General features: G+C 69.8%; 20 protein-coding genes. All 20 read left to right on the forward strand.

Translation table 11 applies throughout. The features are described from left to right. Positions 1 to 4: 4 nt before the first annotated feature. The gene (gene thrC / locus ACZ6RC_RS10130; RefSeq protein ID WP_391139220.1) at positions 5 to 1,075 is read left to right on the forward strand and encodes a threonine synthase; all 1,071 of its coding nucleotides are present in this window, start codon (positions 5 to 7) and stop codon (positions 1,073 to 1,075) included. A gap of 316 nt (positions 1,076 to 1,391) precedes the next feature. Beyond that, positions 1,392 to 2,309, forward strand: a complete 918-nt coding sequence (gene thrB, locus ACZ6RC_RS10135; RefSeq protein WP_453613763.1) for a homoserine kinase — start codon at positions 1,392 to 1,394, stop codon at positions 2,307 to 2,309. 419 nt (positions 2,310 to 2,728) lie between these two features. Further along, complete coding sequence (gene rho / locus ACZ6RC_RS10140) at positions 2,729 to 4,825, forward strand: transcription termination factor Rho (protein ID WP_469580610.1); 2,097 nt, start codon at positions 2,729 to 2,731, stop codon at positions 4,823 to 4,825. A 264-nt stretch (positions 4,826 to 5,089) separates the two neighbouring features. Continuing rightward, a complete protein-coding gene (locus ACZ6RC_RS10145; RefSeq protein WP_391139217.1) occupies positions 5,090 to 6,211 on the forward strand; it encodes an LCP family protein in 1,122 nt (373 codons plus the stop codon). 167 nt (positions 6,212 to 6,378) lie between these two features. After that, positions 6,379 to 6,597 (forward strand): 50S ribosomal protein L31, encoded by a 219-nt coding sequence (gene rpmE, locus ACZ6RC_RS10150; RefSeq protein WP_137993330.1) that lies wholly within the window; start codon positions 6,379 to 6,381, stop codon positions 6,595 to 6,597. 106 nt (positions 6,598 to 6,703) lie between these two features. After that, complete coding sequence (gene prfA / locus ACZ6RC_RS10155) at positions 6,704 to 7,780, forward strand: peptide chain release factor 1 (protein ID WP_391139216.1); 1,077 nt, start codon at positions 6,704 to 6,706, stop codon at positions 7,778 to 7,780. A gap of 50 nt (positions 7,781 to 7,830) precedes the next feature. Next, the gene (gene prmC, locus ACZ6RC_RS10160; RefSeq protein ID WP_391139215.1) at positions 7,831 to 8,676 is read left to right on the forward strand and encodes a peptide chain release factor N(5)-glutamine methyltransferase; all 846 of its coding nucleotides are present in this window, start codon (positions 7,831 to 7,833) and stop codon (positions 8,674 to 8,676) included. A 73-nt stretch (positions 8,677 to 8,749) separates the two neighbouring features. Then, on the forward strand, positions 8,750 to 9,397 hold the full coding sequence (locus tag ACZ6RC_RS10165) for an L-threonylcarbamoyladenylate synthase (RefSeq protein ID WP_391139214.1): 648 nt from the start codon (positions 8,750 to 8,752) through the stop codon (positions 9,395 to 9,397). Beyond that, positions 9,394 to 10,038, forward strand: coding sequence for an arsenate reductase/protein-tyrosine-phosphatase family protein (locus tag ACZ6RC_RS10170; RefSeq protein ID WP_391139213.1), 645 nt, complete (start codon positions 9,394 to 9,396; stop codon positions 10,036 to 10,038). Before ACZ6RC_RS10165 ends, ACZ6RC_RS10170 begins: the two co-directional genes overlap by 4 nt. A 121-nt stretch (positions 10,039 to 10,159) precedes the next feature. Continuing rightward, a complete protein-coding gene (locus ACZ6RC_RS10175; protein ID WP_391139212.1) occupies positions 10,160 to 11,407 on the forward strand; it encodes a serine hydroxymethyltransferase in 1,248 nt (415 codons plus the stop codon). 107 nt (positions 11,408 to 11,514) lie between these two features. Further along, the gene (locus ACZ6RC_RS10180) at positions 11,515 to 12,873 is read left to right on the forward strand and encodes an MraY family glycosyltransferase (RefSeq protein WP_391139211.1); all 1,359 of its coding nucleotides are present in this window, start codon (positions 11,515 to 11,517) and stop codon (positions 12,871 to 12,873) included. A 263-nt stretch (positions 12,874 to 13,136) separates the two neighbouring features. Next, positions 13,137 to 13,574 carry a hypothetical protein gene (locus ACZ6RC_RS10185; RefSeq protein WP_391139210.1) on the forward strand — a complete coding sequence of 146 codons (438 nt, stop codon included), beginning with the start codon at positions 13,137 to 13,139 and terminating at the stop codon, positions 13,572 to 13,574. Positions 13,575 to 13,802: 228 nt separating this feature from the next. Further along, positions 13,803 to 14,612 carry a F0F1 ATP synthase subunit A gene (gene atpB / locus ACZ6RC_RS10190; RefSeq protein WP_355107930.1) on the forward strand — a complete coding sequence of 270 codons (810 nt, stop codon included), beginning with the start codon at positions 13,803 to 13,805 and terminating at the stop codon, positions 14,610 to 14,612. A 91-nt stretch (positions 14,613 to 14,703) separates the two neighbouring features. Next, a complete protein-coding gene (atpE, locus tag ACZ6RC_RS10195) occupies positions 14,704 to 14,961 on the forward strand; it encodes an ATP synthase F0 subunit C (protein WP_158990502.1) in 258 nt (85 codons plus the stop codon). Between the two features lie 41 nt (positions 14,962 to 15,002). Further along, positions 15,003 to 15,545, forward strand: a complete 543-nt coding sequence (locus tag ACZ6RC_RS10200) for a F0F1 ATP synthase subunit B (protein WP_355107928.1) — start codon at positions 15,003 to 15,005, stop codon at positions 15,543 to 15,545. After that, the gene (locus tag ACZ6RC_RS10205; RefSeq protein ID WP_391139209.1) at positions 15,542 to 16,357 is read left to right on the forward strand and encodes a F0F1 ATP synthase subunit delta; all 816 of its coding nucleotides are present in this window, start codon (positions 15,542 to 15,544) and stop codon (positions 16,355 to 16,357) included. The genes ACZ6RC_RS10200 and ACZ6RC_RS10205 overlap by 4 nt, the downstream gene beginning before the upstream one ends. A 132-nt stretch (positions 16,358 to 16,489) precedes the next feature. After that, a complete protein-coding gene (gene atpA / locus ACZ6RC_RS10210; RefSeq protein ID WP_391139208.1) occupies positions 16,490 to 18,088 on the forward strand; it encodes a F0F1 ATP synthase subunit alpha in 1,599 nt (532 codons plus the stop codon). A gap of 20 nt (positions 18,089 to 18,108) precedes the next feature. Beyond that, a complete protein-coding gene (locus ACZ6RC_RS10215) occupies positions 18,109 to 19,026 on the forward strand; it encodes a F0F1 ATP synthase subunit gamma (protein WP_391139207.1) in 918 nt (305 codons plus the stop codon). Then, a complete protein-coding gene (gene atpD, locus ACZ6RC_RS10220) occupies positions 19,026 to 20,468 on the forward strand; it encodes a F0F1 ATP synthase subunit beta (RefSeq protein WP_453613781.1) in 1,443 nt (480 codons plus the stop codon). Before ACZ6RC_RS10215 ends, atpD begins: the two co-directional genes overlap by 1 nt. 109 nt (positions 20,469 to 20,577) lie before the next feature. After that, complete coding sequence (locus ACZ6RC_RS10225; protein ID WP_391139205.1) at positions 20,578 to 20,952, forward strand: F0F1 ATP synthase subunit epsilon; 375 nt, start codon at positions 20,578 to 20,580, stop codon at positions 20,950 to 20,952. Positions 20,953 to 20,955: the final 3 nt, after the last annotated feature.

Here is a 20,955-nt window from a genome sequence, read left to right on the forward strand (position 1 = left end):
ACCCATGACCAGCAAGGGCACCCACCAGTGGCGCGGCATCATCGAGGAGTACCGGGACCGCCTTCCGGTCACGGACACGACGCCGGTCGTCACGCTCCGTGAGGGCGGCACGCCGCTCGTCCCCGCCCAGGTCCTCTCCGAGCGCACGGGCTGCGAGGTGCACCTCAAGGTCGAGGGCGCCAACCCCACCGGCTCCTTCAAGGACCGCGGCATGACCATGGCCATCACCCGGGCCAAGGAGGAGGGCGCGCAGGCCGTCATCTGCGCCTCCACCGGCAACACCTCCGCCTCGGCGGCGGCCTACGCCGTACGCGCCGGCATGGTGTCGGCCGTCCTCGTGCCGCAGGGCAAGATCGCGCTCGGCAAGATGGGCCAGGCCCTCGTGCACGGCGCGAAGATCCTCCAGGTCGACGGCAACTTCGACGACTGCCTCACCCTGGCCCGCTCCCTCTCCGAGAACTACCCGGTGGCGCTGGTCAATTCGGTCAACCCGGTACGTATCGAGGGCCAGAAGACCGCCGCCTTCGAGATCGTCGACATGCTCGGCGACGCCCCCGACATCCACGTCCTGCCCGTCGGGAACGCCGGCAACATCACGGCGTACTGGAAGGGGTACACCGAGTACGCCGCCGACGCGCTCTCCACGCACCGCCCGCGCATGTGGGGCTTCCAGGCCTCCGGCTCGGCGCCGCTGGTGCGCGGCGAGGTCGTCAAGGACCCGTCGACCATCGCCACCGCGATCCGCATCGGCAACCCGGCCTCCTGGGACTACGCGATCGCGGCCCGGGACGAGTCCGGCGGCTTCATCGACGAGGTGACGGACCGTGAGATCCTGCGCGCGTACCGCCTGTTGGCCTCGCAGGAGGGCGTCTTCGTGGAGCCCGCCTCCGCCGCCTCCGTCGCCGGCCTGCTGAAGGCCGCCGAGCAGGGCAAGGTCGACCCCGGCCAGCGGATCGTCTGCACCGTCACCGGCAACGGCCTGAAGGACCCCGACTGGGCGGTCGCCGGAGCGCCCCAGCCCGTCACCGTCCCGGTCGACGCGGCCGCCGCCGCCGAGCGCCTCGGCCTGGCGTAACTCCCCTCGCGGCCCGGCCCTCCCGCGACACCCGGAGGGCCGGACTCGCTCAGGAACGTACATCGGCGCACAGGAAGGCTCGCGACACGCATCGTGCGCCTCCTGTGCGCCCTATGTCGCCACAGAACCTTCCTTCGATAGGCTGTACCGAACCCGCCCCGTTGCATATGCGCGGTGTCGTTGCCGTTGTCGCCTCCGCGGCAGAAACGGCCCCCGGGTCTCGCGTACTTCTCTTGAAAACCCGCGTCACCATCCCCGCCGCCACATCCCGCAGTGCAGACCCCCGCAGTCGCAAGTCAAGGAGAGTCATCGAGCGATGGCCGGTCCCGCGTTCCGCGCCGCCGCCGTACGGGTGCGCGTTCCCGCCACCAGCGCCAACCTCGGCCCGGGCTTCGACGCCTTCGGGCTGTCGCTGGGCCTGTACGACGACGTCGTCGTCCGAGTCGCCGACTCCGGGCTGCACATCGACATCGCCGGTGAGGGCGCCGACACGCTCCCGCGCGACGAGAACCACCTGCTCGTACGCTCCCTGCGCACCGCTTTCGACCTGCTCGGCGGCCAGCCGCGCGGCATCGAGGTCGTCTGCGCCAACCGCATCCCGCACGGCCGCGGCCTCGGCTCCTCCTCCGCCGCCATCTGCGCCGGCATCGTCGCCGCCCGGGCCGTGACCATAGGCGGGGACGCCCGGCTGGACGAGGCCGCCCTCCTCGAACTGGCCACCGAGATCGAGGGACATCCCGACAACGTCGCCGCCTGTCTCCTCGGCGGATTCACGCTCGCCTGGACCGAGTCCGGCGCCGCGCGGGCGATCCGGATGGATCCCGCCGATTCCATCGTTCCGGTGGTTTTCGTCCCCGGGAAGCCCGTGCTCACCGAGACCGCCCGCGGGCTGCTGCCGCGCACCGTCCCGCACGTCGACGCCGCGGCCAACGCCGGGCGCGCCGCCCTCCTGGTGGAGGCGCTCACCCGCCGCCCCGAGCTGCTGCTCGCGGCCACCGAGGACCGGCTGCACCAGGAGTACCGGGCCCCCGCGATGCCCGAGAGCATCGCGCTCGTGAACCGGCTGCGGGCGGACGGCGTCCCCGCGGTCATCTCCGGCGCGGGCCCCACGGTCCTCGCGCTGGCCGAACACGGGACGGCCGACAAGGTCGCCCGACTGGCGGGCGAGGGATGGGCCGCGAACCGGCTCGACCTCGATGTGTCCGGAGCGAGCGTGCTGCCGCTCGCGCCCTGAGACCGGACGGTCCGAGGGCCTGAGCGCGCCGTACGCGCCCGGAACACGGGATTGCCGGTGAGGGAGAGGGGGAATGTTTGTTGGAGCCGGTAGTGTTAACCTCAAGTCTGCACCCGACGTCTTTGTGGCGCGGTGCTGAGTGTCCCCATCAGGGACCACCCATTCTTCCGGGAGCCTCCCCAACTGCCTGAGCAGCCTGCCTGAGCAGTTTCGAGCACGCTCCGGAACCGGCACGACACCCCTCGCTCTTCCCCGTGAGGGCCGAGCAGGGGGCCTCGGGCCGGACCCACAGCACGTTTCTCTCCGCCGTACCCGGCGGGACCACCGCCCCGGCCCGGTCCACAAGCAGGACCGTCGTCGGACAGCACAACCGGTCGCCGAGCCAGATGGCCGACGTCCGCTCCAGGGAAGGACCCTTCGTGAGCGACACCACCGATCTGATGGGCGTGACTGCCGACAACAGTGTCGACACCGCCGCGCCCGCCGCAGGTGCTGCCACTGGCACCACCGCACGGCGCCGCCGCTCCGGCACCGGCCTCGAGGGCATGGTCCTGGCCGAGCTGCAGCAGGTCGCGTCCGGCCTCGGCATCAGGGGCACCGCGCGCATGCGCAAGAGCCAGCTGATCGAGGTCATCAAGGAGGCGCAGGCCGGGGGCTCCGGCGGAGCGGGAGCCGCCGCTCCCGCCAAGGCCGCCGACACGGCCGAGACCAAGCCCAAGCGCCGCGCCACCTCCAAGGCCCGTACCGGCGACACCGCCGCCGAGGCCGCGCCGAAGGCCGAGAAGGCCGAGAAGGCCGTGGCCCAGCAGCAGATCGACATCCCGGGCCAGCCCGTCGGGGGCCCCTCCCAGGCCGCAGGCTCCGGGGGAGACGACCAGCCCGCCGGCGAGCGCCGCCGCCGCCGCGCCACCGCCCCGGCCGGCAGCCCGGAGGCCGAGGCCAAGGGCGACACCGCCCAGGCCGTGAAGACCGAGGCCAAGGTCGAGACCCGTACGGACACCCGTACGGAGCCCCGCCCCGAGACCTCCTCCGACGGCAAGGCCGATGGCTCCCTCGACACGGCCGAGGGCCGTGGCCGCCGGGACCGCGGCGAGCGTGGCGACCGCCGGGACCGCGGTGACCGCGGTGACCGTGGTGACCGTCAGCGCGACCGCCGCGACCGTGGTGGCAAGGGCGACGACCAGCAGGGTGGTGGCCAGGGCGGCCAGCGCCAGCAGCGCCAGGGCGGCCAGCCGCAGAACACCGGCCCCCAGGACGACTTCGACGACGAGGGCGGCCGTCGCGGCCGTCGCGGCCGCTACCGCGACCGCCGTGGCCGCCGTGGCCGCGACGAGTTCGCCGCCGGTGAGCCGCAGGTCTCCGACGACGACGTCCTGATCCCCGTCGCGGGCATCCTCGACATCCTCGACAACTACGCGTTCATCCGGACCTCCGGCTACCTCCCCGGCCCGAACGACGTGTACGTCTCCCTCGCCCAGGTCCGCAAGAACGGCCTGCGCAAGGGTGACCACGTCACCGGTGCCGTGCGTCAGCCGAAGGAGGGGGAGCGCCGCGAGAAGTTCAACGCGCTGGTCCGCCTCGACTCCTCCAACGGCATGGCCGCCGACTCCGGCCGCGGCCGCCCGGAGTTCAACAAGCTGACCCCGCTCTACCCGCAGGACCGGCTCCGCCTGGAGACCGACCCGGGTGTGCTGACCACGCGGATCATCGACCTCGTGTCGCCGATCGGCAAGGGCCAGCGAGGCCTGATCGTGGCCCCGCCGAAGACCGGCAAGACCATGATCATGCAGGCGGTCGCCAACGCGATCACCCACAACAACCCCGAGTGCCACCTGATGGTCGTCCTGGTCGACGAGCGTCCGGAAGAGGTCACCGACATGCAGCGGTCGGTCAAGGGCGAGGTCATCTCCTCGACCTTCGACCGCCCGGCCGAGGACCACACCACCGTCGCCGAGCTGGCCATCGAGCGCGCCAAGCGTCTCGTGGAGCTGGGCCACGACGTGGTCGTCCTGCTCGACTCGATCACCCGCCTGGGCCGCGCGTACAACCTCGCCGCCCCGGCCTCCGGCCGCATCCTGTCCGGTGGTGTCGACTCGACCGCGCTCTACCCGCCGAAGCGCTTCTTCGGTGCGGCGCGGAACATCGAGGACGGCGGCTCGCTGACCATCCTGGCCACCGCGCTCGTCGACACCGGCTCGCGCATGGACGAGGTGATCTTCGAGGAGTTCAAGGGCACCGGCAACATGGAGCTCAAGCTCGACCGGAAGCTCGCCGACAAGCGCATCTTCCCGGCCGTCGACGTCGACGCCTCGGGTACGCGCAAGGAAGAGATCCTGCTCGGCGCCGACGAGCTCGCGGTCACCTGGAAGCTGCGTCGCGTGCTGCACGCGCTCGACCAGCAGCAGGCGATCGAGCTGCTGCTCGACAAGATGAAGCAGACGAAGTCGAACGGCGAGTTCCTGCTCCAGATCCAGAAGACGACCCCCGGCGCCGGCAATGGCAACGGCAACGACTAGTCGCCTCTGAGGCAGTCGCCCCGAGGTCCCGCGCACCGAGCCGACAGGCTCCCGGACGCGAGACCTCGGTCACACGGCGGCAGCGCGGCCCCCGGGCTCGCGGTGCCGCCGTGACCTGCGTAAAGACCACTGTGCCCACCGTGCCTCGTACGGTGGGCACAGTGCGTCGCGGGGCCTCGCCCGGCTTGCCCACACAGGGAGCCGTGCAACCCTTTCGGGTGTTTCGCCGTCACACAAGGTGAACCGAGGACCTGAGGAAAGCAGATGACCGAGCAGAACAAGGGCGGCCGAATACGCCCCCTCCGCCCGGGTGGCGTGGTGGGGCCCCCGAGCGGCCGCCGCCGCAAGCAGCCTCCCAAGGGCCGCCGCGCGCTGACCGTCGCCGCCTGGAGCGCGGCCGCGCTCGTCGTCGTCGGCGGCTCCGGGCTCGGCTACGTCTACGTCAAGCTCAACGGCAACCTCGAGGGCGTCGACATCAACGCCCAGCTCGGCACGGACCGCCCCAAGAACCTCGACAACGGCTCGATGGACATCCTCGTCCTCGGCTCCGACTCCCGCTCTGGCGACAACGGCGCCTACGGCAAGGACGAGGGCGGCGCCCGCTCCGACACCGCGATGGTCGTCCACGTCTACGAAGGCCACAAGAAGGCCAGCGTCGTCTCCATACCGCGCGACACCCTCGTCGAGCGCCCGAGCTGCTCCGACGCCGACGGCACCACCGTCGCCCCCGAGACCCGGGCCATGTTCAACACCGCGTACGAGGTCGGCGGCCCGGCCTGCGCCGTGAAGACCGTCGAGTCGATGTCCGGCATCCGCATGGACCACTACGTCGAGGTCGACTTCACCGGCTTCAAGAAGCTGATCGACAAGCTCGGCGGGGTGGAGATCACCACCACCGAGCCCATCGAGGACGCCAAGAGCCACCTCGACCTCGCCCCGGGCACCCACACCCTCGACGGCGAGCAGTCCCTCGGCCTGGTCCGCACCCGCAAGAGCGTCGGCGACGGCAGCGACCTCGGCCGCATCCAGCTCCAGCAGGCCTTCATGAAGGCCTTCATCGAGCAGGTGAAGGACGTCGGCGTCTTCACCGACCCGAAGAAGCTCCTGGGCATCGCCGACACCGCCACCAAGGCGATCACCCCGGACTCCGAGCTCGACTCCGTCAACGAGCTGATGAGCTTCGCCAAGGGGCTCTCCGGCCTCGGCGCGGACGACGTGCACATGATCACGATGCCGGTGGAGTACGACCCCGCCGACCCCAACCGGGTCATCCCGCTGGAGGCCCAGGGGCAGCAGGTCTGGAAGGCCCTGAAGGCGGACCGCCCGATCCCCGCCTCGGCGACCGAGAACGCGGCCACCGGCAAGGCCGACGGCATCGTGCGCTGACCCTCCCGGGAGCCGGTACGCGACCGTCCGCCCCGACCCGGAATAGTTTCACCACGGACCCGGTTTTGGGAGATACGGCCGGTCCTGGCAGACTGGTACGTCGGTCCCGGTTCACGCAGGTGCAATCCGCACGGCGACCCGGAGCCCTCCCGAAACTAGGAGACACCTTGAAGCGCGAGATCCACCCCGAGTACGTCGAGACCCAGGTCAGCTGCACCTGCGGCGCGTCGTTCACCACCCGTAGCACCCTCACCGACGGCACCATCCGTGCCGAGGTCTGCTCCGAGTGCCACCCGTTCTACACGGGCAAGCAGAAGATCCTCGACACCGGCGGCCGCGTCGCCCGCTTCGAGGCCCGCTTCGGCAAGGCTGCGGCCAAGAAGTAGCACGTCACTGCGCCGGTCCTTGGTCGCTCCCGCAGGGGGGACCGGACCGGCGCTTTGCCGTCCCCGCAGTCCTTCACGCCTTCACGAGTCAAAATCAGGAGCACCGATGTTCGAAGCGGTCGAGGAACTGGTCGGCGAACACGCCGATCTCGAGAAGAGGCTCGCCGACCCTTCGGTCCACTCCGACCAGGCGAACGCGCGCAAGCTCAACAAGCGTTACGCGGAGCTGACCCCGATCATCGGCACGTACAAGGCGTGGAAGAGCACGGCGGACGACATCGAGACGGCGAAGGAATTCGCCGCCGACGACCCCGACTTCGCCGCCGAGGTCAAGGAGCTGGAGAAGCAGCGCGAGCAGCTGACCGACAAGCTGCGGCTGCTGCTCGTCCCGCGCGACCCCAGCGACGACAAGGACGTCATCCTCGAGATCAAGGCCGGCGCCGGCGGCGACGAGTCCGCGCTCTTCGCCGGTGACCTGCTCCGGATGTACCTGCGCTACGCCGAGCGCGTCGGCTGGAAGACCGAGATCATCGACTCCACCGAGTCCGAGCTCGGCGGCTACAAGGACGTCCAGGTCGCCGTGAAGACCAAGGGCGGCAACGGCGCCACCGAGCCCGGCCAGGGCGTCTGGGCGCGCCTGAAGTACGAGGGCGGGGTGCACCGCGTCCAGCGCGTGCCCGCCACGGAGTCCCAGGGCCGCATCCACACCTCCGCCGCCGGTGTCCTCGTGACCCCCGAGGCCGAGGAGATCGACGTCGAGATCCACGCCAACGACCTGCGCATCGACGTCTACCGCTCGTCGGGGCCCGGCGGCCAGTCCGTCAACACCACCGACTCCGCCGTACGCATCACGCACCTGCCGACCGGCATCGTCGCCTCCTGCCAGAACGAGAAGAGCCAGCTCCAGAACAAGGAGCAGGCCATGCGCATCCTCCGGTCCCGGCTGCTCGCCGCAGCCCAGGAGAAGGCCGAGGCCGAAGCCGCCGACGCCCGCCGCAGCCAGGTCCGCACCGTCGACCGGTCCGAGAAGATCCGGACGTACAACTTCCCGGAAAACCGGATCTCGGACCACCGCGTCGGCTTCAAGGCGTACAACTTGGACCAGGTCCTCGACGGCGACCTGGACGCGATGATCCAGGCCTGCGTCGACGCCGACTCCGCCGCGAAGCTCGCGGCGGCGTAACACCGCGTAGGACGTTGTCAGCCCCACCCCCCGCACCACGGAGGACCAGCGTGAACCTGCTGCTTGCCGAGGTGGCCCAGGCCACCCAGCGGCTGGCCGACGCCGGCGTTCCCTCACCGCGTTTCGACGCGGAGGAGCTCGCCGCGTTCGTGCACGGCGTCAAGCGGGGGGAGCTGCACAACGTCAAGGACACCGACTTCGACGCCCGCTACTGGGAGACGATCGCCCGCCGCGAGGCGCGCGAACCGCTCCAGCACATCACCGGGCGGGCCTTCTTCCGCTACCTGGAACTCCAGGTCGGACCGGGCGTGTTCGTGCCCCGCCCCGAGACCGAGTCGGTCGTCGGCTGGGCCATAGACGCCGTACGGGCGATGGACGTGGTCGAACCGCTGATCGTGGACCTGTGCACCGGCTCGGGCGCCATCGCGCTCGCCATGGCGCAGGAGGTGCCGCGCTCGCGCGTGCACGCCGTGGAGCTCTCCGACGACGCACTGGTGTGGACCCGCAAGAACGCCGAGGGCTCCCGGGTCACCGTCCACCAGGGCGACGCGCTCAGCGCGCTCCCGGACCTCGACGGCCAGGTCGACCTGGTCATCTCCAACCCGCCGTACATCCCGCTCACCGAGTGGGAGTACGTCGCGCCGGAGGCGCGCGACCACGACCCCGAGATGGCGCTGTTCTCCGGCGAGGACGGTCTCGACACCATCCGGGGGATCGAGCGCACCGCGCACCGGCTGCTGCGGCCCGGCGGCCTGGTGGTGATCGAGCACGCGGACACCCAGGGCGGACAGGTCCCGTGGATCTTCAACGAGGAGGCCGGCTGGGCGGACGCCGCCGACCACCCCGACCTGAACAACCGGCCGCGCTTCGCGACCGCCCGCAAGGCGATGCCATGACGTCCCCGCACGGGACGAGGACGGCCGCCGTCCCGGCGGACCGAGTGACCAGAAAGAGGGAGGCAGGCGAGTAATGGCTCGGCGATACGACTGCAACGAGGCGACCGACCGAGTCACCGGGCTGCGCGAGGCCGCGTCCGCCGTCCGCCGCGGCGAGCTGGTCGTGCTGCCCACCGACACCGTCTACGGCATCGGTGCGGACGCCTTCAGCTCGGAGGCCGTCGCGGACCTGCTCGCGGCCAAGGGCCGTGGCCGGAACATGCCCACGCCGGTGCTCATCGGCTCCCCGAACACCCTGCACGGCCTCGTCACGGACTTCTCCGAGCAGGCCTGGGAGCTCGTCGACGCGTTCTGGCCGGGCGCCCTGACCCTGGTCGCACGGCACCAGCCGTCGCTCCAGTGGGACCTGGGGGACACCCGGGGCACCGTCGCGATCCGCATGCCGCTGCACCCGGTCGCCATCGAGCTGCTGACCGAGGTCGGCCCGATGGCGGTGTCCTCGGCGAACCTGACGGGACACCCCTCGCCGGAGGACTGCGACGCGGCCCAGGAGATGCTCGGCGACTCCGTCTCCGTCTACCTCGACGGCGGCCCCACCCCGGGCATCGTGCCGTCCTCCATCGTCGACGTGACGGGCAGGGTGCCGCTGCTGCTGCGCGAGGGCGCGCTGTCCCCGGAGGAGCTCCGGAAGGTCGTACCCGACCTCGAGGTGGCCAATTGACCGCCCCTGAGGGGCGTGGCATAGCGGGGCACGAGAGCACTTCCTTCCGCATTCTCCACGTCAGCACCGGCAACGTCTGCCGCTCGCCGATCACCGAGCGGCTGACTCGCCATGCCCTGTGCGACCGCCTGGGCGACCCCCGGGGCGGCGGCCTGATCGTGGAGAGCGCGGGCACCTGGGGCCACGAGGGGGCCCCGATGGAGGCCAACGCGGAGCTGGTCCTCGCCGACTTCGGCGCGGACGCCACCGGCTTCGTCGGCCGTGAGCTCCTCGACGAGCACGTCATCCGCGCGGACCTGGTCCTGACGGCGACCCGGGACCACCGGGCGCAGGTCATCTCGATGGGTCACTCGGCGGGGCTGCGCACCTTCACCCTGAAGGAGTTCACCCGACTGGTACGGGCCATAGACCCGGCCACGCTGCCGGACCCGCTCGACGACGGCATGGTCGAACGCGCGCGTGCGCTGGTGCGCGCGGCGGCGGCTCTACGCGGGTGGCTGCTGGCCCCCACCGTCGAGGCGGACGAGGTCAACGACCCGTACGGCGCCCCGATCACCTTCTTCCGCTCGATCGGCGACGAGATCAACACGGCCCTGGACCCCGTGGTCACCGCCCTGACCGGCGTCCCGGCCCGCCGCTGACCGGGACGCCGGCACCCGGCGCTTGGGCCGTCCGGCCCAGAGCGCCGGGGGACACCGGGCGGACCCGGCCGGACGCGCCTACATTGGAGCTGAAGCCCAGCCCACGCGCCTGGAGCCACAGATGCCGGTCACCGCTCCCCCCGATGAGGATCTCGACGTCCTGCGCCGGCAGGACCCGGAGATCGCCGATGTGCTGCTCGGGGAGGGTCGCCGGCAGGCCGAGGGGCTCCAGCTCGTCGCCGCCGAGAACTTCACCTCGCCCGCCGTCCTCGCCGCGCTCGGCTCCCCGCTCGCCAACAAGTACGCCGAGGGCTATCCCGGCGCCCGCCACCACGGCGGCTGCGAGTTCGCCGACGCCGCCGAGCGGATCGCCGTCGAGCGGGCCAAGGCCCTCTTCGGCGCCGAACACGCCAACGTCCAGGCGCACTCCGGCTCCTCCGCCGTCCTCGCCGCCTACGCCGCCCTGCTGCGCCCCGGTGACACCGTCCTCGCCATGGGCCTGGCCCACGGCGGGCACCTCACCCACGGCTCGCCGGCCAATTTCTCCGGGCGCTGGTTCGAGTTCGTCCCGTACGGAGTCGACGCCGAGACCGGCCTCGTCGACTACGAACAGGTCGCCGCCCTCGCCCGCCACCACCGCCCCAAGGCGATCGTCTGCGGCTCCATCTCGTACCCCCGCCACCTCGACTACGCGATCTTCCGCGCCATCGCCGACGAGGTCGGCGCCTACCTCATCGTGGACGCCGCCCACCCCATGGGCCTGGTCGCCGGGGGAGCGGCCCCCAACCCCGTCCCGTACGCCGACCTCGTCTGCGCCACCACCCACAAGGTGCTGCGCGGACCGCGCGGCGGGATGATCCTGTGCGGCGCGGAGCTCGCCGGACGCGTCGACCGGGCCGTCTTCCCCTTCACCCAGGGCGGCGCCCAGATGCACACCATCGCCGCCAAGGCCGTCGCCTTCGGCGAGGCGGCGGCGCCCGCCTTCGCCGCGTACGCCCACCGGGTCGTCGCCCACGCCCGCGTCCTCGCCGACGCCCTCGCCGCGGAGGGCTTCGCGATCACCACCGGCGGCACCGACACCCACCTGATCACCGCCGACCCCGCCCCCCTCGGTGTCGACGGTCCCACCGCCCGCACCCGGCTCGCCGCGGCCGGCGCGGTCCTTGACACCTGCGCCCTGCCGTACGGCGACGGCCGGGGCATCCGCCTCGGCACCGCCGCCGTGACCACGCAGGGGATGGGCGACGCGGAGATGAACCGGATCGCCCGGCTGTTCACCGCCGCACTGCGCGACGACCCCGAGGAGACGGCCCGGGTACGGGCGGAAGTCCGGGACCTTGCCGGGCGATTTCCCCCGTATGGACGGTGAAGAAGAGCGGACCGCAACCATCCTCCGGCCCCCGATGTCCTCAACCACATGGACAGCACGGCTAGGGTGTGGGGCTGAGATGGCCAGCGATTCCTGTGGGGCAGCCCGTGCGTGATTACCTGCTGACGCTCTGTGTCACGGCCGCGGTGACCTATCTGCTGACCGGTCCGGTGCGGAAGTTCGCCATCGCGACCGGGGCGATGCCGGAGATCCGTGCCCGCGACGTACACCGAGAACCGACTCCGCGGCTCGGTGGCATCGCCATGTTCTTCGGGCTGTGCGCGGGTCTGCTCGTCGCGGACCACCTGCAGAACCTGAACAGCGTCTTCGAGCTCTCCAACGAGCCGCGCGCGCTGCTCTCCGGTGCCGCCCTGATCTGGCTGATCGGCGTCCTCGACGACAAGTTCGAGCTGGACGCGCTGATCAAGCTGGGCGCGCAGATGATCTCCGCGGGCGTGATGGTGATCCAGGGTCTGACGATCCTGTGGCTGCCGATCCCCGGTGTCGGCACCGTCGCGCTCACCCGCGGACAGGGCACCCTCCTCACGGTCGCCCTCGTGGTGCTCACCATCAACGCCGTGAACTTCGTGGACGGCCTGGACGGGCTCGCCGCCGGCATGGTCTGCATCGCCGCCGCGGCCTTCTTCCTCTACGCGTACCGGCTCTGGTACGGCTACACCATCGAGGCGGCCGCCCCCGCGACGCTCTTCGCCGCCATTCTCATGGGCATGTGCCTGGGCTTCCTGCCGCACAACATGCATCCGGCGCGGATCTTCATGGGCGACTCCGGCTCGATGCTGATCGGCCTGATCCTGGCCGCCTCGGCGATCTCCATCACCGGTCAGGTCGACCCGGACGTGCTGCGGCTCTTCGAGGGCTCGACCCGCGAGGCCACCCACGCCGCCCTGCCGGTCTTCATCCCGCTGGTGCTGCCGCTGACCATCATCGCGATCCCGATGGCCGACCTCTTCCTGGCGATCGTGCGCCGCACCTGGAACGGGCAGTCGCCGTTCGCGGCCGACCGCGGGCACCTGCACCACCGGCTCCTGGAGGTCGGGCACTCGCACAGCAGGGCCGTCCTGATCATGTACTTCTGGTCGGCGCTGATCGCCTTCGGGACGCTGGCGTACTCGGTGCACTCGACGTCGATGTGGATCGTCCTGACGGTCGTCCTGCTGAGCGCGATCGGACTGGTCCTGCTGCTGCTCCCGCGCTTCACCCCGCGCGCTCCGCGTTGGGCGGAGTCGTTCGTTCCGCCCCGCTACCGGCGCCGTCCGGTGCCGCGCATGGAGGCCGTGCCTCCGGTCCACGCCCACGCGGACGACGCCGCTTCCGCGGAGGCGGCGGGGGAGCCGTCGGGGGACCCGTCCGAACGCCTGCCGGTCCCCGCGGGAGTCAACGGCGCCACCGCCATCGGTCACCGCTCGCGCTTCACCGACCGACGGAAGGCCGGAACGCCGAGTTGACGAACGTCGCATCGGCGGTTAATACCAGACAAGTCACCCTCGCGCGCTGCACACACGCGCGCGTTAGCTCTCATGTGTGACAGTCCGCACACCTCATGAGTAAAGACCTATTCAAATAGTTTGTGATACCGTTCACGAGACCCGGCGACAGTGCCGAAGGACCGTAGTGCGACGGTCCCTTGGCCCCGAGACTCACCTCGGACCGGGCCTACGCTCGTCCCTGACGACACCATCGCCCCCACCAGCAATGCGGAGACACCGCCATGCCGTCGAACGACGCACGCATCCTTCTGTCAGCTGCCATTCCCGCTGCTGCCACCGGCGCCATCGCCGCGGTCATCAGCGGTGTGGTCGCCGGCGGCGAAGGAGTGCTCGGCGCCGTTCTCGGCTGCGCGGTCGTCATCGGCTTCATGGGCATCGGGCTGGTGGTGCTCCAACGGACCGCCAAGTCGCTGCCGCACCTGTTCCAGGCCATGGGGCTGCTGCTCTACACGGCGCAGTTGCTGCTTCTCTTCATCTTGATGGCCCTGCTCAAGAACACCACGTGGTTCAACTTCAAGGCCTTCGCCTTCACCCTGCTCGCGGCGACCATCGTGTGGATCGCCGCACAGGCCCGCGCCTACATGAAGGCCAAGATCATGTACGTCGAGCCCGACTCCTCGAAGGGTGACAAGCCCGGGAGCACGGGGTCGTCGACGTGAGGGGTAGGGCCGGGATAAAGGCTCCATCGGCTTCCTGCTATCGTCCGGTGCCAACTGCGGCACTGCGGGCGCGGGCATCCGAGCCGACGCCTGTCCCAGCGCGAGGCATGATGCCGAACCGCCGCCCCCTTATCCGTAAGACCACCAGTCCAGTGCCGACCCGCGGCTGCGTGCCGCGCCGACACAACGAGGTTGCCGTACCTATGCGCCACGCTGAAGGAGCCCGCGGTGAGTGCTGACCAGACGCTTGCCTTCGACCCGGATTGCCACATCTTCAGTGGATGCGGCTTCCCGGCGCCGGGCCTGCACACGTTCATGTACGAGCCCGTCGCGACGGTGGGGGGCATCGACATCACCAAGCCGATGCTGCTCGCCCTCCTCGGCTCCATCGTGGTCGTCGGGTTCTTCTGGGCCGCCTTCAACAAGCCCAAGCTGATCCCCGGCAAGATGCAGATGGTCGGCGAGGCCGGTTACGACTTCGTCCGCCGCGGCATCGTCTACGAGATCATCGGCAAGAAGGACGGCGAGAAGTACGTCCCCTTCATGGTGTCGCTGTTCTTCTTCGTCTGGATCATGAACCTCTGGTCGATCATTCCGCTCGCCCAGTTCCCGGTCACCTCGCTGATCGCCTTCCCGGCCGGTCTCGCGCTGATCGTGTACGTCATGTGGATCTCGCTGACCTTCAAGAAGCACGGCTTCGTCGGCGGGTGGAAGAACATCGTCGGTTACGACAAGTCGCTCGGCGCGATCCTTCCCATGGTCGTCGTCCTCGAGTTCTTCTCGAACCTGATCATCCGGCCCTTCACGCACGCGGTCCGACTGTTCGCGAACATGTTCGCCGGTCACCTGCTGATCGTGATGTTCTCGCTGGCCACCTGGTACCTCATGAACGGCCTCGGCTTCGTCTACGCCGGCGCCTCGTTCGTGATGGTGCTCGTGATGACCGCCTTCGAGCTCTTCATCCAGGCCGTCCAGGCGTACGTCTTCGTCCTCCTGGCCTGCAGCTACGTCCAGGGCGCGCTCGCCGAGCACCACTGAGCCGACCAGACCAGCCGCTCCACCCCCAAAAACCATCAGTCGTCCGGTGGCCAACCCCCACCGGGTCATTGAAAGAGAAGGAAGTAACGGCATGTCCGCTGCTCTCGACATGGTCAACCTCGCCGCCAGCGCGAAGGAGAACGTCGTCGGCAACGTCGCGTCGATCGGCTACGGCCTCGCCGCGATCGGCCCCGGCGTCGGCGTCGGCATCATCTTCGGTAACGGCACGCAGGCCCTCGCCCGCCAGCCCGAGGCCGCCGGTCTGATCCGCACCAACCAGATCATGGGCTTCGCCTTCTGTGAGGCGCTCGCCCTCATCGGCATCGTCATGGGCTTCGTCTACCAGTAAGCCGGACCGACAGCCCAGATCTTTTTACGGAAGGCACTGATGTGAACGCTCTGCTTCTTGCGGCGGAGGAGCCCCAGCCTCCTCTGATCCCGCATCTCGACGAGCTCGTCATCGGCCTGATCGCCTTCGTCATCGTCTTCGGCTTCCTCGCCAAGAAGCTCCTCCCGAACATCAACAAGGTTCTGGAGCAGCGTCGCGAGGCCATCGAGGGTGGCATCGAGAAGGCCGAGTCGGCCCAGATCGAGGCCCAGAGCGTGCTGGAGCAGTACAAGGCCCAGCTCGCCGAGGCCCGCCATGAGGCCGCGCGTCTTCGCCAGGAGGCGACGGAGCAGGGCACCGCGATCATCCAGGAGATGAAGGCGGAAGGCCAGCGCCAGCGCGAGGAGATCATCGCGGCCGGCCACACCCAGATCGAGGCCGACCGGAAGGCCGCGGCGACCTCGCTGCGCCAGGACGTGGGCAAGCTCGCCACCGACCTGGCCGGCAAGCTGGTCGGCGAGTCCCTCGAGGACCACGCCCGCCAGAGCCGCACGATCGACCGCTTCCTCGATGAGCTCGAGGAGAAGGCCGAGGCCGTCCGATGAACGGAGCGAGCCGTGAGGCGCTGGCCGCCGCACGCGAGTCCCTCGACGCGCTGACCGACAACACCTCGGTCGACACGGCGAAGCTCGCCGGTGAGCTGGCGGCTGTCACCGCGCTGCTCGACCGCGAGGTGTCGCTGCGTCGGGTCCTGACCGACCCGGCGCAGGGTGGCGAGGCCAAGGCCGAGCTCGCCCGGCGACTGCTCGGCGGTCAGGTGGGCGGCGAGACCGTCGACCTGGTGTCCGGCATGGTGCGTTCCCGCTGGTCGCAGTCGCGTGACCTGGTCGACGCGGTCGAGGAGCTGGCGAACATCGCCGACCTCACCACGGCGCAGCAGGCCGGCGCGCTGGACGACGTCGAGGACGAGCTGTTCCGGTTCGGCCGGATCGTCACCTCCAGCACCGAGCTGCGCTCGGCGCTGACCGACAAGGCCGCCACGGCGACCGCCAAGGGCGAGCTGCTCCGCAGCCTGCTCGGCGGCAAGGCCAACCCGGTCACCGAGCGCCTGGTCGTCCGTCTCGTGACCCAGCCCCGTGGACGTAGCCTGGAAGCGGGACTCGAGTCCCTCTCCAAGCTCGCCGCGGCGCGCCGGGACCGGATGGTCGCCGTCGTCACCTCGGCGGTGCCGATGACCGACCAGCAGAAGCAGCGCCTCGGTGCCGTACTGGCGAAGCTCTACGGCCGTCAGATGCACCTGAACCTGGACGTGGACCCTTCGGTCCTCGGCGGGATCACGGTGCAGGTGGGTGACGAGGTCATCAACGGGACCATCGCGGAGCGCCTCGACGAGGCGACCCGGCGACTGGCCGGCTGAGTCTGCCACCAACACAACAAAGCATCACCAGCGGCCCGGTTGGGCCGTGCAGAGATTGCAGAAGATTCCTGGGGGTCGGCCCCCAGACCCCTTAAGAAACTTCGGGCCCAACAAGGAGAGCAGGGAACCCAGATGGCGGAGCTCACGATCCGGCCGGAGGAGATCCGGGACGCGCTGGAGAACTTTGTCCAGTCGTACCAGCCGGACGCGGCCTCGCGCGAGGAGGTCGGAACGGTCAGCCTGGCCGGCGACGGCATTGCCAAGGTCGAGGGTCTGCCCTCGGCCATGGCGAACGAGCTGCTGAAGTTCGAGGACGGCACCCTCGGTCTCGCCCTCAACCTCGAGGAGCGCGAGATCGGTGCGATCGTCCTCGGCGAGTTCAGCGGCATCGAGGAGGGACAGCCGGTGCAGCGCACCGGTGAGGTCCTCTCCGTCGGTGTCGGCGAGGGATACCTGGGTCGCGTCGTCGACCCGCTCGGCAACCCGATCGACGGCCTCGGCGAGATCGCGACCGAGGGCCGCCGCGCCCTCGAGCTGCAGGCCCCGGGCGTCATGGCCCGTAAGTCGGTCCACGAGCCGATGGAGACCGGCTACAAGGCCGTCGACGCCATGACCCCGGTCGGCCGCGGCCAGCGTCAGCTGATCATCGGCGACCGTCAGACCGGCAAGACCGCGCTGTGCGTCGACACGATCATCAACCAGCGTGACAACTGGCGCTCCGGCGACGTGAACAAGCAGGTCCGCTGCATCTACGTCGCCGTCGGCCAGAAGGGCTCCACCATCGCGTCCGTGCGCGGCGCGCTGGAGGAGGCCGGTGCGCTCGAGTACACGACGATCGTCGCCGCCCCGGCGTCCGACCCGGCCGGCTTCAAGTACCTGGCGCCGTACACCGGTTCCGCCATCGGCCAGCACTGGATGTACCAGGGCAAGCACGTCCTGATCGTCTTCGACGACCTGTCGAAGCAGGCCGACGCCTACCGCGCCGTGTCGCTGCTGCTGCGCCGCCCGCCGGGCCGTGAGGCCTACCCGGGTGACGTCTTCTACCTGCACTCGCGTCTGCTCGAGCGCTGCGCGAAGCTCTCGGACGAGCTGGGTGCGGGTTCGATGACCGGTCTGCCGATCGTCGAGACGAAGGCCAACGACGTCTCGGCGTTCATCCCGACCAACGTCATCTCCATCACCGACGGCCAGTGCTTCCTGGAGTCCGACCTGTTCAACGCCGGCCAGCGCCCGGCCCTGAACGTCGGTATCTCGGTCTCCCGTGTCGGTGGCTCCGCCCAGCACAAGGCGATGAAGCAGATCTCCGGTCGCCTCCGTGTGGACCTGGCCCAGTTCCGTGAGCTGGAGGCGTTCGCCGCCTTCGGTTCCGACCTGGACGCCGCGTCGAAGGCGCAGCTGGAGCGTGGTCAGCGCATGGTCGAGCTGCTCAAGCAGGCTCAGTACCAGCCGATGCCCACCGAGAACCAGGTCGTCTCCGTCTGGGCCGGCACCACCGGCAAGATGGACGACGTCCCGGTCGCCGACATCCGCCGCTTCGAGGCCGAGATGCTGGCGTACCTGCGCCAGAGCCACTCCGGTCTCATGAGCTCCATTCGTGAGGGCGGCAAGATGTCGGACGACACCCTGCAGGCCGTCGCCGACGCCATCGCGGAGTTCAAGAAGCAGTTCGAGACCTCTGACGGGAAGCTGCTGGGCGACGACGCTTCCGCTGCCGTCAACGTCTCGAAGTGACGACGGAAGGGACCTGACTCATGGGAGCGCAGCTCCGGGTCTACAAGCGTCGCATCAAATCCGTCACCGCGACGAAGAAGATCACCAAGGCGATGGAGATGATCGCCGCCTCGCGTGTCGTCAAGGCGCAGCGCAAGGTGCAGGCGTCGACCCCGTACGCGACCGAGCTGACCCGCGCGGTCACCGCGGTGGCCACGGGTGCGAACGACAAGCACTCGCTGACCACCGAGGTGGAGAACCCGACCCGTGCCGCGGTCCTGCTCCTCTCGAGCGACCGCGGTCTGGCCGGCGCGTTCAACTCCAACGCCATCAAGGCGGCGGAAGCGCTGACGAGGAAGCTGGAGGGCGAGGGCCGCGAGGTCGACATCTATGTCGTCGGTCGCCGTGGCATCGCGCACTACAACTTCCGTGAGCGCAAGCTGTCCGACTCGTGGACCGGATTCACGGACCAGCCCGAGTACGCGGATGCCAAGAAGATCGCGGCTCCGCTGATCGAGGCGATCGAGAAGGACACCGCCGAGGGCGGCGTGGACGAGCTCCACATCGTCTACACCGAGTTCGTCTCGATGATGACGCAGACGGCGGTCGAGGCCCGGCTGCTGCCCCTCAGCCTCGACGAGGTGGCGAAGGAGGCGGGCGAGTCGGACACGCTCCGCCCGCTGTACGACTTCGAGCCGTCGGCGGAGGACGTCCTCGACGCCCTTCTGCCGCGCTACGTCGAGAGCCGGATCTACAACGCGCTGCTCCAGTCGGCTGCCTCCAAGCACGCCGCCACGCGCCGCGCGATGAAGTCGGCGACCGACAACGCGGGAGACTTGATCAACAACCTCTCCCGACTTGCCAACGCGGCCCGCCAGGCCGAAATCACCCAGGAAATCAGCGAGATCGTCGGCGGCTCGGCAGCCCTGGCCGACGCGACCGCGGGGAGTGACAAGTAATGACGACCACTGTTGAGACGGCCGCCGCCACGGGCCGCGTCGCCCGGGTCATCGGCCCGGTCGTCGACGTGGAGTTCCCCGTCGACGCGATGCCGGAGATCTACAACGCGCTGCACGTCGAGGTTCCGGACCCGGCCGAGGAGGGCGCGACCAAGACGCTGACCCTCGAGGTCGCCCAGCACCTCGGTGACGGCGTCGTGCGCACCATCTCCATGCAGCCCACCGACGGTCTGGTCCGCCAGGCCCCGGTGACCAACACGGGCACGGGCATCACCGTCCCCGTCGGTGACGTCACCAAGGGTCGCGTGTTCAACACGCTGGGCCAGGTGCTCAACGCCGACGAGTCCACCGTGGCCGACGCGCCGCGCTGGACGATCCACCGCAAGGCCCCGGCCTTCGACCAGCTCGAGTCCAAGACCGAGATGTTCGAGACCGGCCTGAAGGTCGTCGACCTTCTCACCCCGTACGTCAAGGGTGGAAAGATCGGTCTGTTCGGTGGTGCCGGTGTCGGCAAGACCGTTCTGATCCAGGAAATGATCGTCCGTGTGGCCAAGCTGCACGACGGTGTCTCCGTCTTCGCCGGTGTCGGCGAGCGCACCCGTGAGGGCAACGACCTCATGGTCGAGATGGAGGAGGCCGGCGTTCTCGACAAGACCGCGCTGGTCTTCGGCCAGATGGACGAGCCCCCGGGCACCCGTCTGCGCGTCGCCCTGGCCGGTCTGACCATGGCGGAGTACTTCCGCGATGTGCAGAAGCAGGACGTGCTGTTCTTCATCGACAACATCTTCCGCTTCACGCAGGCGGGCTCCGAGGTGTCGACCCTGCTCGGCCGTATGCCCTCCGCGGTGGGTTACCAGCCGAACCTGGCCGACGAGATGGGTCTCCTCCAGGAGCGCATCACCTCGACCCGTGGTCACTCGATCACCTCGATGCAGGCGATCTACGTCCCCGCGGACGACCTGACCGACCCGGCTCCGGCCACCACCTTCGCCCACCTCGACGCGACGACGGTTCTCTCCCGTCCGATCTCCGAGAAGGGCATCTACCCGGCCGTGGACCCGCTGGACTCCACGTCCCGGATCCTGGACCCGCGCTACATCGCGCAGGAGCACTACGACGCCGCCACGCGCGTCAAGGGAATCCTGCAGAAGTACAAGGACCTCCAGGACATCATCGCGATTCTCGGTATCGACGAGCTGAGCGAGGAGGACAAGCTCGTTGTCCACCGCGCCCGCCGTGTCGAGCGCTTCCTGTCCCAGAACACCCACGCGGCGAAGCAGTTCACCGGCGTGGACGGTTCGGACGTTCCGCTCGACGAGTCGATCGCCGCGTTCAACGCGATCTGCGACGGTGAGTACGACCACTTCCCCGAGCAGGCGTTCTTCATGTGCGGTGGCCTCGAGGACCTCAAGGCCAACGCCAAGGAGCTCGGCGTCTCCTGAGCCCCGTGCTCTGTGAGGGGGGCGGGTGTGCCCGCCCCCCTCGTCACGCCCCCTAGAATTGACCCCAACACCCGGCACGACCGCCGGGTGGTGACCCGAGGAGCCACCCTTGGCTGCTGAGCTGCACGTCGAGCTGGTCGCCGCGGACCGGAGTGTCTGGTCCGGCGAGGCCACCTTGGTCATCGCGCGTACCACCTCCGGCGACATCGGCGTCATGCCCGGCCACCAGCCGCTGCTCGGTGTGCTGGAGTCGGGCCCGGTGACCATCCGCACGAGCGAGGGCAACACTGTCGTCGCCGCCGTGCACGGTGGATTCATTTCGTTCGCCGACGACAAGCTGTCTCTGCTCGCGGAGATCGCCGAGCTGGCGGACGAGATCGACGCCCAGCGCGCCGAGCGCGCGCTGGAGCGCGCCAAGTCGGATTCGGACGCCGCCGCCGAGCGTCGCGCCGATGTCCGGCTGCGCGCGGTAGCGGTCCACTGACGG

It is taken from the genome of Streptomyces sp. NPDC048353, from assembly GCF_055587165.1.